Raw genomic sequence first — 12,280 nt, forward strand, 5'->3', positions numbered from 1 at the left:
ATTATCCTTTGACGGCGCCGGCCATCAGGCCGCGCACGAAATAGCGGCCAGCGACCACATAGACGAAAAGGGTCGGCAGTGCGGCGATCATCGCCGCCGCCATGTTGACGTTGTATTCGACGACACCGGTCGAGGTGTTGACGACGTTGTTCAGCGCCACGGTCATCGGCATCGCGTCGCCGGTGCCCGCATAGGCCGAGGCGAACAGGAAGTCGTTCCAGATGTTGGTGAACTGGTAGATGACGGTGACGACGAAGATCGGCATCGAATTCGGCAGCATGATGCGCCGGAAAATCTGGAAGAAGCTGGCTCCGTCGACCTGTGCCGCCTTGACCAGTTCGGTCGGGAACGCCTCGTAATAATTGCGGAAAAACAAGGTGGTGAAGCCGAGCCCGTAGACGACGTGGACAAAGACCAGGTTGACCGTCGGATTGCCCAGGCCGAATGAAAATCCCGTTGCGTTTCGCAGCGTCACGCCGAAGCGGCCGAGGCTGCCGAGGATCGTCGCCATCGGCAACAGCACCGACTGGAAAGGGATGAAGCAGGCAAACAGCATCAGCCCGAAAACCAGCGTGTGGCCGCGGAAGCGCCATTTGGTCAGCACATAGCCGTTGAGCGCGCCGAGCAGCGTCGAGATCAGCACCGCCGGAACCACCATCTTGATGGAATTCCAGAAATAGCCCTTGATGCCGGCGCAGGTCAGGCCGACGCAGGTCTCGCCCCACGCCTTCAGCCACGGCTCGAAGGTCGGCGCCTGCGGCAGCGCCAGCATGTTGCCGTTCTGGATCTCGTCCATGGTCTTGAACGAGGTCACCAGCATGACGAACAGCGGCATCAGGTAGAACAGCGCGAACAGCGCCAGCAGGCCGTAGATGACGATGCGGTTGACGGTCCTGGCGCTGATGCCGCCGGTGCTCTGGCGAGTGGGCGTGGCAATGACTCTCATCGCGGTCGCTCCCTGAGCTCGGAATAGAGATAGGGCACGATGATCGCGGTGATGGTCATCAGCATGATCACGGCGCTGGCCGAGCCGACGGCCATTTCGTTGCGCTTGAAGGTGTACTCGTACATGAAGTTCGACGGCAACCAGGCCGAGCCGCCCGGCCCGCCGCTGGTCAGTGCTACGACCAGGTCGTAGGACTTGATGGCGAGGTGAGCGAGCACGATGAAGGCCGAGAGGAACACCGGCCGCAGCAGCGGGATGACGATCCGGCGATAGAGCTGGAACGTGGTTGCGCCGTCGATCTGCGCCGCCTTCATGATCTCGCCGTCGATGCCGCGCAGGCCGGCCAGGAACATCGCCATGATGAAACCCGAGGCCTGCCAGACGCCGGCGATCACCACGGTGTAGATGACGAAATCCTTGTTCTTGATCCAGTCGAAATGGAAGCTCGTCCAGCCCCACTGGTGCAGCGTCTGCTCGAGGCCGAGGCCGGGATCGAGGAACCATTTCCAGGCGACGCCGGTGACGATGAAGGACAGCGCCATCGGATAAAGATAGATCGGCCGCAACATGCCTTCGCCGCGGATCTTCTGGTCGAGCAGGATGGCCAGGAAAAGGCCGAGCGCCAGACAGATGAAGATGTAGAGAAAGCCGAAAATGCCCATATTGGTGATCGACGTATACCAGCTCGACGGCGGGTCGCTCTCGAACGTCCAGCGCCATAGCCTCTGATAGGCACGCGGCCCAGTCAGCGCATAGGACGGGAAGGTCTTGGAGTTGGTGAAGGACAGATAGACCGTCCACAGGATGAAGCCGTAGACGAAGACGATGGTGATCGCAAAGCTTGGCGCCAGCACGATCTTCGGCAGCGCGTCCTGCAGGCGCGAACGCACCGACGCGCCCGGGCGCGCATTATGCTCCGGCGTCAGCTTGATCTGGGTCGCGACCGTTGTCATGGGCTCCTCCCTCGCGGGTCCCTTCACCGCCAGGCGGGGAAGGATAGCCCCGTCGAGACGGGGCGTGTTGGTTGATCGCCGGCGCCATTCCGACCAGAAGCCGACCATCCTGGCTTGGTGGAACCTTCCCCACCGGAGCGGGGAAGGTCCTTTCATGCCGGTTCCTACTTGGCGTCTTCGATTGCGTTGACCAACTGGGTCACGGCCTCGTCCGAGGTCTTGATCTGGCCGTGGACGAATTTCGAGACGACGTCCTTGTAGGCATTGGCGACGGCCGGCGGCGCGCCATAGCCTTGCGCCAGCGAACCGAACAGCGTGCCGCCTTCGTTGGCGGCCTTCAGGTCGGCCATGCCCTTCTTGCCGCAAGCGTCGAAATCGGTGTCGGGCACGTCGGTGCGGGCCGGGACCGAGCCCTTGACGACGTTGAAAGCCGACTGGAAGCTCTTTGACAAAGTGGCGGTGGCCAAGGCGGCCTGGGCGGCCTTGCGGTCCTCCGGAACGTCGAACATGCCGAACATGTCGGAGTTGTAGACCACGCTGCCGTCGGTGCCCGGGAAGCGATAGCACAGGAAGTCGGTGCCCGGGGTCTTCTTGGCGGCGTTGAATTCGCCCTTGGCCCAGTCGCCCATCACCTGCACCAGCGCATCGCCCTTGATGACCATGGCGGTGGCGAGATTCCAGTCGCGGCCGGAGAAGTTCGGGTCGACATAGGTGACGAGCTTGGCGAGGTTGTCGAACGACTTCTTCATCGTGTCGGACTTCAGCTGCTCTTCGTCGAGGTCGTTGAAGGCCTTTTTGTAGAACTCAGGTCCGCCGGTCGACAGCACGACGGAATCGAACATGGTGGCTTCCTGCCAGTTCTGGCCGCCAAGCGCGAGCGGGATGACGCCCGCCGCCTTGGCCTTGTCGAGCAGCGCGATGAATTCGTCGAAGGTCTTGGGCTCGGTGCCGCCGATCTTGTCCATCACCGCCTTGTTGATCCACAGCCAGTTGACGGAGTGGACGTTGACCGGAGCCGCGACCCACTTGCCGTCATAGACCGAGAATTTCTGCAGGGCGGCCGGCACGGATTTGTCCCAGCCTTCCTTTACCGCCGTCTCGGTCAGGTCGCCCATTACGCCGGCAGCCGCGTAATCGAGCACGGTATAGCCGAGCATCTGCGAGGCAGTCGGGTAGTTGCCCGCCGCGACCATCGCCTTCAGCGCGGTCATGGCGGCGTCGCCGCCGCCGCCGGCCACAGGCACGTCCTTCCAGGCAAAGCCTTGCTTGGCCAGATCCTCCTTGAGCACGTTCAAGGCAGCCGCTTCGCCGCCAGACGTCCACCAATGCAGCATCTCGACTTCCTTGACGTCCTGGGCATGGGCTGCGAACGCAAGACCCGAGCCGAGAGCCGTTCCGATAAGCAGTTTGCGCAACATGTACTTCCTCCCTTGTTGCAGCTACACGACCGGCTGATATCCGCCGGGTTCTTCACAGCTCAGCCGACCCACCATCCGGTGCGCTGGCCGCGATGAAACTGGATTGTCTTTTCCTCGGTATAGTCCTCGACGGCGCGCTTGCCGAGTTCGCGTCCGAGACCGGATTGCTTGTAGCCTCCGAAAGGCAGCTCGGGATAACCTTCCATGAACGTGTTCACCCAAACGGTTCCCGAACGCACACTCCGCGCCACCGACATGCAGGTGTCGATGCTGGCGCTCCACACACCCGCCGATAGACCATAGGGCGTGTTGTTGGCGATGCGCAACGCCTCTTCAATCGATCCAAACGTCAGCACCGACAGCACCGGGCCGAACACTTCCTCACGTGCAATGGCCATGTCTTCGGTGACGCCGCGAAGGATGGTCGGATCGAGATACTGACCGGTATTGGAGGCGATCTGCTTGCCGCCGCTATAGACGCTGCTGCCGTCGTTTGCCGCCGCCGCCACGTAGCCGGTGACCTTGGAGAGGTGCTCGGAAGAGATCATCGCGCCGACCTTGGTGCTGTCGTCGAGCGGATCGCCGACGGTGACCCTGGCGGTGAGCGCCTTCACCGCGCCGAGGAAGTCGTCGGCGATCGCCTCATGGACGATCAGCCGGCTGCCGGCGTTGCAGCATTCGCCGGCGTTGAAGAAGCCGCCGAACACCGCCGCGTCGGCGGCGGCTTCGAGGTCGGCATCTGGAAAGACGATCTGGCCGTTCTTGCCGCCGAGCTCCATCGAGACCTTCTTCAGCGCGTTTGCAGCCGATGCCATGGTCACCTTGCCGACCCGGGTGGAGCCGGTGAACGACACCATCTCGACCAGCGGATGGCTGACCATCGGCGCGCCAACATCGGCGCCCAGTCCAGCGAGGATGTTGACAACGCCATCCGGCAAGCCGGCCTGCATCAGGATGTCGCCGAGCACGAAGGTCGAGGCCGAGGTCATCTCGCTCGGCTTGACCACCGCCGTGCAGCCGGCGGCGAGCGCGAACGGCAGTTTCTGACTGACGATGAGGAACGGAAAATTCCACGGCGTGATGATCGAGACGACGCCGATCGGTTCACGCAGCACGACGCCCAGCATGGCATCGCCGAGGTTGGCGTGGGTTTCGCCATGCAGCGTGCGGGCAAGCGCCGCGGCATAGCGCCAGATGTCGACGGCGCCGCCGATCTCGCCGCGCGCCTGGGCGATCGGCTTGCCGGATTCCAGCGCGTCGAGCCGGGCAATCTCTTCGAGCCGCTCCTCGATCAGGTCTGCCGCCTTGAGCAGGATCGCGGCGCGCTCGCCGGCCTTCATGCGCGGCCAGGGGCCGGTCTCGAAGGCCTTGTGCGCGGCCTGTACCGCCGCCTCGACTTCCGCCGCGCCGGCTTGCGCATAGCGCGAAACGGTGAAGCCGTGGCCGGGGCTGTTGCGCTCCAGCGTGCGGCCGTCGCGGGCATCGACGAACTTGCCGTCGATCAGCAGCCGGTAGGTCTTCGGTGCTGCGGATGCCTCGGCGGGCATGGCTATGGTGAGGGGCAAGTTCATGTGCGTTCTGGGTTCCGCTTGCATTCTAGGATCTTGAAAACGCTGGTTTCCGCTTGGCCTTGAAAGCGTCGACACCGACCTTGAGGTCTCCGGTCAGCGCGATGAAGCCGCTGGCCAGCGCCTCTGTCGCGGCAGCACTTTCCTCGCCCTCGGCGACCGCGATCATCAGCTTGGCTGCTTCGGTTGCCAGCGGGCCGCGCTCGGCGATCTTGCCGGCCCAGGCCCTGGCCTCGGTGAATGCGTTGCCCGTTTCGACCACCCGGTCGACGATGCCCAGAACGAGTGCTTCGGCAGCCACGAACAGTTCTCCGCCAAGCGCCATGCGCCGCACCGTCTGGGCGCCGAAACGGCGCACCGCGCGCTGCGTGCCGGACCAGCCGGGCACCACGCCGATCGAGGTTTCCGGAAAACCCAATTTCACCTGCGCCTCGGCGACGCGGAAGTCGCAGGCGACCGCCAGTTCCAGCCCGCCGCCCAGCGCATGGCCGGACAGAACGGCGATCGTCGGCTGCCGCAACCGCGCCAGCCGATCGAAGACGCGGTGGCCGTAGCGAACCCATTGCACCTGGAAATCGGCGGCGCTCATTTGCGACCAGGCTTCGACGTCGCCGCCGGCGCAAAAACCCTTGCCTTCGCCGCACAGCAGCACGACGCGGACGCCGTCCGCGGCCTCGGCCGTATCGAGTGCGGCTTCCAGCGCGTGCAGCATCGCGATGTCGAGCGCGTTGAATTTCTCCGGCCGGCGCAGCGTGACGATACCGATGGCACCGTCTGTTTCAAAGCTGACGAGACGCTCAGCCATGCGCGCCTCCAAGCGAGGCGCCGCCATTGAGCGACAGTCCAATCGGCCGGTCACGGTAGAGCGCGTCCGGCGTGACTTTCAGGTCGTTGGCGACGGCGAGCGGGATCTCGGCCTGCGCCAGCACGTCGCGCTCGAGGTCGATGCCCGGTGCCAACTCAGTCACCATCAGCCCATCCGGCGTCAGCTTCATGACGCAGCGCTCGGTGACGTAGGTGATGTCCTGTCCTTGCGCGACGGCGCGCTTGCCCGAGAAGGAGATGTGCTCGACCTCGCCGACCAGCTTCTTGACCTTGCCTTCCCCGTCGATGCGGATGCCGCCATCGGCCAGCGACAGTTTGGCGCCGGCATTGAAGAAGCCGGAAAAGACGATCTTCTTCGCCCGCGCGGTGATGTCGACAAAACCGCCGGCGCCGGCGGTGACATGCGGCCGCGCCGAAAGCTTCGACACATTGACCGAGCCGTGGCGGTCGATCTGCAGGAAGGACAGCAGCGACGCGTCGAAACCGCCGCCCTGGAAGTAGGTGAACTGGTGTGGCGAAGGCATGAACGCGTCGGCGTTCGACGAGCAGCCGAACTTGAAGTCGAGCAGCGGCACGCCGCCGACCGCGCCCTGTTCGATCACCCAGGTGACCTTGCCGTGCTGGCCTTCCTCGATAAGGATGCGCGGCACGTTGGCCGAGATGCCGAAGCCGATATTGACGGCCATGCCGTCGGCAAGCTCCATGGCGACGCGTCGCGCGATGACCTTCTGGACACTCATCTCGGCGTTGCGGAAAGTCGACAGCGGCCGGAAGATCTCGCCGGAGATGGCCGGGTCGTAGGGTGTCAGCGTCGTCTGCAACTGGTCGGGTGCCGCCACAATATGGTCGACCAGCACACCGGGCACGCGCACATCATGCGGTTTCAGCGTGCCGTTCTCGACGACGCGCTTGACCTGCGCGATGACGATGCCGCCATTGTTGCGGGCGGCGAGCGCCTGCTCCAGCCCGCCGAGATAAGCGCCCTCGTGCTCATAGGTGAGGTTGCCGCGCTCGTCGGCGGTGGTGGCGCGGATGATGGAGACATCAGGCACGATCGAGCGGAAATAGAGCCATTCCTCGCCGTCGAACTGCTGCACCGAAACGATCGGCTCGCTGGCCGCCGCATTCATGGCGCAGCCCTGATGACGCGGGTCGGCGAAGGTGTCGAGGCCGACCTTGGTCAGCACGCCGGGGCGCTTGGCAGCGGCCTCGCGATGCATGTCGAACAGGATGCCTGAGGGCACGTTGTAGGCGGCGACCGAATTGTCACCGATCATCTTCCAGATCTGCGGCGGTTCAGAGGATGAAGGGCCGGACGGATAGGAGCCGCACAGCGTGCGCTTCAACAGGCCGGGCTTGGCCAGATGGTCGATACCCCTGATGCCGTACATGTCGCCGGCGGCGATCGGGTGCAGCGTTGTGATGTTCTTCGGATGGCCTTCCGCGTCGAAGCGCTCGCCGATCGCGGCGAGCACCGCATCCGGGCAGCCGAGACCGCTCGACGACGACACCGAAACGACCATGCCGTCGCCGATCAGGCTGGCGGCTTGCGCTGCGGAGACGAGTTTGCTCACCCTGCGCCCCTTATTTTTGGATCGATCGGGGATTCGGATCGATCGCGACCGATTTTCCGGACTTCGCGGATTGCAACGCGGCTTCGGCTGATGTCAGCGACCAGACGCCGTCCTCGCCGGTGGCCGACGGCTGGCCTTCGCCACCGATCGCCGCGTGGAACTGGCGCAGGGAACGGACATAGAGATCTTCGCGGTCGAAGCTCAATTCCTCCTCGCCCTTTGCCGTGCGCAGCAGCACAGAGCCGATCGGCTTCTGCGTCATCACATCTTTCGCGATCAGGGAGCCTTCGCTGCCATGCACCTCGAAGCCGGTGCCGGCGAATTTGGTGGTGAAGCCTTCATGCGACTGGGCGATGATGCCCGATCTGAAGCGCCAGATGCACATGGCGCCGTCTTCCAGCCCGCCGCTGGCCATGCCTGCGGCCTGGGTGAACGCCGAAACCTCGAGCGGATCGTCGCCGAGCACGAAGCGCAGCGTGTCGGCATCGTGCACGGTGATATCGAGCACCACGCCGCCACCGGCTTCCGGCCTGGTGATGCGCCAGCCCTGCAGATTTTCAGGCAGATAGACCGAGTGGAAGACGCGCGCGGCAATCGGCTTGCCGATGCGGCCGGCGGCAATGGCTTCGCGCATCGCCCGGTGCGAGCCGGCATTGCGCAGATGATGGTTGGTGCCGAGCACGAGACCGGCCGCCTTGGCGGCGGCGACCATCTTCCGCGCATCGGCGCTGGTCAGCGCCAGCGGCTTTTCGCACAGCACATGTTTTCCCGCTCTGATGGCGGCTAGTGCCTGTTCGAGATGCAATTCGTTGGTGGTCGAGATGTAGACGGCGTCGATGTCGGAGCCGAGCAATGCATCGAGCGTCGAGACGGCGAGCGCAATGCCGTTCTCCTTGGCATAGGCCGTAGCGCGCTCCGGGCTGGAACTCATCACTGCCGTGATCTCGCTGTTCGGTTGCGCGCGAATGGCGTTGATCACGAATTGCCTGGCGATCGTGCTTGCGCCGATCAGTCCCCATCTGACGGTCATGCCGCGTCTCCCATTCCGGCACGGCGATCAGGACCGCAACTGTCCCTGACGACGAGGTTGACGGCGCCGATATGATCCTCGGCGCGCGTGGTGCGCGACTGGATCATCTTCAGCATGACATGGGCGGCGCGCTCGCCGAGGCCTGCCGAATCCACCGCGACACTGGTCAGCGCCGGCATGTAGTGCTGGGCTTCGATCACGTCGTCGAAGCCGACAACGGCGAAATCCGCGCCGGGCTCGAGGCCGCGCTTGCGCAGCGCCAGCATGACGCCGAAGGCAACCGCATCGTTGAAGCACAGCGCCGCGGTCGGCGGCTCGGCCATGGCGAGGGCCGTCTCCAGGCAGGCAATGCCGCCCTTGCGGCTGGTTTCGCCTTCGACGACCAATGTATCGCGCTTGGCGATGCCGAGCCCCTCGCAGGCCTCGCGAAAACCGCCCAGCCGCTCGTGATAGACTACCAGATCCGATGAGCCGCCGAAGAACGCCAGCCGGCGATGCCCTTTGCCGATCAGATGGGCGGTGGCGAGCCAGGCGCCGCGATGATTGTCGGGCGCGATCACCGGGATGCGGCTTTCAGGAAGGCGGCGCATGGTGAAGACGATCGGAAGGCCCGCCATCTCGATGCGACGGAAAGCACCAGGGGTCGTGCCGCGCGCCGGCGACACGATCAGCCCGGCGACACCTTGCTCCATCAGCGATTTCAGCACCTCTTCCTGGCGCACCGGGTTTTCCGCCGTGTTGGCGATGAACGGCACGATATCAGCCGACTGGAACACACGCTCCATGCCGACTGCCATTTCGGCGAAAAACGGGTTGGTAAGGTCGTTGATGACCATGCCGATGACGTTGGAATGGGCCTTGCGCAGATTGGCGGCGCCGCGGTTGTAGACATAGCCGACATCCTCGATCGCCTTGCGAACCTTCAGCGCAGTCTCAGGTCGGATCAGCCCGCTGCCCTGCAGCACCAGCGACACCGTCGACTTGGACACGCCCGCCTCACGGGCAATGTCGAGTATCGTCGCCTTGGGCCTGCTGGCCATTCAGATGCGTCCTCCGCTGTTTTCCGGCCGAATTTATTGGAACGTTCTAATTCTGGGCTGGATTTGAGTCAATCAGCATTTTTCCAGAATTCGAAAAATCTGGCAATCGCGCTTAAATCCCGCTCATAAACGGCTTTCTTCGCTGCGATGCAGCATTCTGGGGTATGGATCGAGAATCCACAAAGGTCCCTTGATTTGTTGGAACGTTCCATTTAATAGCGCGACCAAGGGAGAGATCGATGGACATTGCCTTGCCCGGGGAGGGCGGTCGCAGCACTCGCTACCGCCTTGTCGGCCAGCCGGCACAGCCGGTGATCAGCGCGCGGTTTTCGCGTATCGCCTATGCCGCCGCCCATGTCGTTGCCGATCCCCTCGCGATGACCGATCCGTGGTCTCATCCTGCGGTCGACTGGGAGCGCACGATGGCGTTCCGCCATCATCTGTGGCGGCTCGGCTTCCGCATCGCCGAGGCGATGGATACCGCGCAGCGGGGCATGGGTTTCGACTGGGCAAACGCCAGGGAATTGATCCGCCGCTCGATCGCCGAGGCGCGAACCGTCGAGGGCGCCGACCTCGCCTCAGGCGCCGGAACAGACCATCTGGCGCCAGGCGCCGCCAGGACGCTCGACGATGTCATCGCGGCCTATGTGGAGCAGTTCGGTTTCATCGAAGGCCTGGGCGGCAAGGCGATCATGATGGCCAGCCGCGCGCTGGCGGCTGTCGCCAAGGGTCCCGACGACTATGCCAGCGTCTATGACCGCATCCTGTCCCAGGCATCCGGCAAGGTCATCCTGCACTGGCTGGGCGACATGTTCGATCCGGCGCTGAAGAATTATTGGGGCAGCCAGGATTTCGAGACTGTGCTCGATACGGTCGTCGCCATCATCGAACGCCACGCCGGCAAGGTCGAGGGGATCAAGATATCGCTGCTCGATGCCGGCAAAGAAGTTGCCCTGCGCAACCGGCTGCCGGAAGGCGTGGTCATGTTCACCGGCGACGATTTCAACTATCCCGAGCTGATCGCCGGCGATGGCGAGAGACATTCGCACGCGCTGCTCGGGATTTTCGACGCTATCGCGCCGGTCGCCAATGCCGCGCTGGCGAAACTGGCCGCTGGCGACCGTTCAGGCTATGACGCGCTGATGGCGCCGACGGTATCGCTGTCGCGGAAAATCTTCGAGGCGCCGACCGAATACTACAAGGCCGGTATCGTCTTGCTGGCGTGGCTGAACGGCCACCAGGACCATTTTTTGATGGTCGGCGGCATGCAATCGGCACGCGGCATTTACCACTATGCCGATGTGTTCCGCCTTGCCGACCAGGCCGGATTGCTGGCCGACCCGGAGCTTGCCATCGCCAGAATGGAGAACCTGTGCGCCGTGGCGGGTGTCTGACCGCCATACCACAAGAAGAGCTCGCCCGAATCTCCGATTTGGCTTGTCTCGGCAAATCTGTATGCGCTATGCGTCCGGCGCAGGACCATCCGGCACGCCGACGCAAGATGATCATAGCGGCCGTTCTGCATAGGGATACGCCAATGAATTTCGACCTAAGGGGCAAGCGCGTTTTCGTGGCCGGACATCGCGGCATGGTCGGATCGGCCATATTGCGCAGGCTGGCGGACGAGGACTGCGAGGTCCTGACCGCATCCCGCGATGAACTCGACCTGATGGACCAGGCCGGCGTGCGGCGCTGGATGGCAGACCACAGGCCGGATGCGGTGGTGATGGCGGCGGCCAAGGTCGGCGGTATCCTGGCAAACAACAAATTGCCGGTCGATTTTCTGCAGGACAATCTCATCATGCAGACCAATGTCATCGAGAGCGCCTTCCGCAACGAAGTGCGGAAATTGCTGTTTCTCGGTTCGTCCTGCATCTATCCGAAGTTCGCGGCGCAGCCGATCTCCGAGGATGCCTTGCTGACCGGTCCGCTCGAACCGACCAACGAATGGTACGCGATCGCCAAGATCGCTGGGCTGAAACTGTGCCAGGCCTATCGGCGCCAATATGGTGTCGAGTACATCTCGGCGATGCCGACCAACCTCTACGGCCCCGGCGACAATTTCGACCTCTCCACCAGCCATGTCGTGCCAGCCCTGATGCGCAAGGCGCACAAGGCCAAGCGCGCCGGCGACAAAACCCTGGAGGTCTGGGGATCGGGCACACCGATGCGCGAGTTCCTGCATGTCGACGACGCCGCCGACGCTCTGGTCTGGCTGCTGAAAAACTATGCCGGCGACAGCCACGTCAATGTAGGCTCGGGCGAAGACATCACCATTGCCGAGCTGGCCCGCACCATGCTCTCCGTCGTCGGCGCCGAGGCGGCGCTCACATTCGATGCGACGAAGCCGGACGGCACGCCGCGCAAGCTGATGGACGTGTCGCGCCTGTTCGCCACGGGCTGGCGGCCGCGGTACTCGCTTCAGAGCGGATTGGAGCAGACCTATGCCTGGTTTCTCCAGCATATCGAGACAGGTGACCTCCGCCTCGGCGCGGCTTGATCTCAATCGACACTGATTGCTGCCAGCAGACATGAGCGGCTTGGGTGGCCGTGTTCAACTCGCGTCTTGGTGGCTGCCGAGAGAGGTCGCGATACTTGGACGTCCAATCGAGCCCGCGGCGGGTGAAGATCCGCGCACGGCCGGCGTCGAAGGCGATCTGGGAACGGTAGCCGTCGAACTTGACCTCGTGAGACCATCGGTTACCTTGGGGCGGCTTGGCGACCGAGGTAGGCATCATCGGCGGAATGAACTCCAGCCGGCCGGAGCTGATACTTACAATTTTGCGCACCAGTTCGATTCTAGGCGGCGGGCTTGCATTAGCCAGAGTGAACAGAGGCCAGCAGCGCAACAAAATGGCCGCGCTCGCATTGCGAGGCATGGAAGCTCACGACACGAGAGCATCTAGCACGCCTGGGCGGCCCTAAG

General features: G+C 63.7%; 10 protein-coding genes. 2 read left to right on the forward strand and 8 right to left on the reverse strand.

All coding sequences use genetic code 11. The annotated features are described in order from the left end of the window. Position 1: 1 nt before the first annotated feature. From AC0L2R_RS06110 to AC0L2R_RS06145, 8 genes are all read right to left on the reverse strand, one after another. A complete protein-coding gene (locus AC0L2R_RS06110; protein ID WP_473508104.1) occupies positions 2-946 on the reverse strand; it encodes a carbohydrate ABC transporter permease in 945 nt (314 codons plus the stop codon). Further along, entirely contained in the window at positions 943-1,899 is a 957-nt protein-coding gene (locus tag AC0L2R_RS06115; protein ID WP_236392586.1) for a carbohydrate ABC transporter permease, read from the reverse strand. Before AC0L2R_RS06115 ends, AC0L2R_RS06110 begins: the two co-directional genes overlap by 4 nt. 164 nt (positions 1,900-2,063) lie before the next feature. Next, positions 2,064-3,317, reverse strand: a complete 1,254-nt coding sequence (locus AC0L2R_RS06120) for an ABC transporter substrate-binding protein (protein WP_091600411.1) — start codon at positions 3,315-3,317, stop codon at positions 2,064-2,066. A gap of 59 nt (positions 3,318-3,376) precedes the next feature. After that, positions 3,377-4,888 (reverse strand): aldehyde dehydrogenase family protein, encoded by a 1,512-nt coding sequence (locus tag AC0L2R_RS06125; protein ID WP_473508105.1) that lies wholly within the window; start codon positions 4,886-4,888, stop codon positions 3,377-3,379. 25 nt (positions 4,889-4,913) lie between these two features. After that, on the reverse strand, positions 4,914-5,690 hold the full coding sequence (locus tag AC0L2R_RS06130; protein ID WP_473508106.1) for an enoyl-CoA hydratase/isomerase family protein: 777 nt from the start codon (positions 5,688-5,690) through the stop codon (positions 4,914-4,916). Then, entirely contained in the window at positions 5,683-7,284 is a 1,602-nt protein-coding gene (locus tag AC0L2R_RS06135) for an acyl CoA:acetate/3-ketoacid CoA transferase (protein WP_473508107.1), read from the reverse strand. The genes AC0L2R_RS06130 and AC0L2R_RS06135 overlap by 8 nt, the downstream gene beginning before the upstream one ends. Before the next feature lie 10 nt (positions 7,285-7,294). Continuing rightward, positions 7,295-8,314, reverse strand: coding sequence for a Gfo/Idh/MocA family protein (locus tag AC0L2R_RS06140; protein ID WP_473508108.1), 1,020 nt, complete (start codon positions 8,312-8,314; stop codon positions 7,295-7,297). Continuing rightward, the gene (locus tag AC0L2R_RS06145) at positions 8,311-9,354 is read right to left on the reverse strand and encodes a LacI family DNA-binding transcriptional regulator (RefSeq protein ID WP_473508109.1); all 1,044 of its coding nucleotides are present in this window, start codon (positions 9,352-9,354) and stop codon (positions 8,311-8,313) included. The genes AC0L2R_RS06140 and AC0L2R_RS06145 overlap by 4 nt, the downstream gene beginning before the upstream one ends. A gap of 239 nt (positions 9,355-9,593) precedes the next feature. Between AC0L2R_RS06145 and AC0L2R_RS06150 the strand changes: the two genes are divergently transcribed. Continuing rightward, positions 9,594-10,748, forward strand: a complete 1,155-nt coding sequence (locus AC0L2R_RS06150; protein WP_473508110.1) for a dihydrodipicolinate synthase family protein — start codon at positions 9,594-9,596, stop codon at positions 10,746-10,748. Between the two features lie 143 nt (positions 10,749-10,891). Further along, a complete protein-coding gene (gene fcl / locus AC0L2R_RS06155; RefSeq protein WP_473508111.1) occupies positions 10,892-11,854 on the forward strand; it encodes a GDP-L-fucose synthase in 963 nt (320 codons plus the stop codon). Positions 11,855-12,280 lie beyond the last annotated feature (426 nt).

It is taken from the genome of Mesorhizobium sp. WSM4820 (assembly GCF_055811075.1).

Coding starts and splice junctions, on each gene's coding strand:
- AC0L2R_RS06110 (WP_473508104.1), bottom strand. CDS start 946: ATGAGAGTCATTGCCACGCCCACTCGCCAGAGCACCGGCGGCATCAGC.
- AC0L2R_RS06115 (WP_236392586.1), bottom strand. CDS start 1,899: ATGACAACGGTCGCGACCCAGATCAAGCTGACGCCGGAGCATAATGCG.
- AC0L2R_RS06120 (WP_091600411.1), bottom strand. CDS start 3,317: ATGTTGCGCAAACTGCTTATCGGAACGGCTCTCGGCTCGGGTCTTGCG.
- AC0L2R_RS06125 (WP_473508105.1), bottom strand. CDS start 4,888: ATGAACTTGCCCCTCACCATAGCCATGCCCGCCGAGGCATCCGCAGCA.
- AC0L2R_RS06130 (WP_473508106.1), bottom strand. CDS start 5,690: ATGGCTGAGCGTCTCGTCAGCTTTGAAACAGACGGTGCCATCGGTATC.
- AC0L2R_RS06140 (WP_473508108.1), bottom strand. CDS start 8,314: ATGACCGTCAGATGGGGACTGATCGGCGCAAGCACGATCGCCAGGCAA.
- AC0L2R_RS06145 (WP_473508109.1), bottom strand. CDS start 9,354: ATGGCCAGCAGGCCCAAGGCGACGATACTCGACATTGCCCGTGAGGCG.
- AC0L2R_RS06150 (WP_473508110.1), top strand. CDS start 9,594: ATGGACATTGCCTTGCCCGGGGAGGGCGGTCGCAGCACTCGCTACCGC.
- fcl (WP_473508111.1), top strand. CDS start 10,892: ATGAATTTCGACCTAAGGGGCAAGCGCGTTTTCGTGGCCGGACATCGC.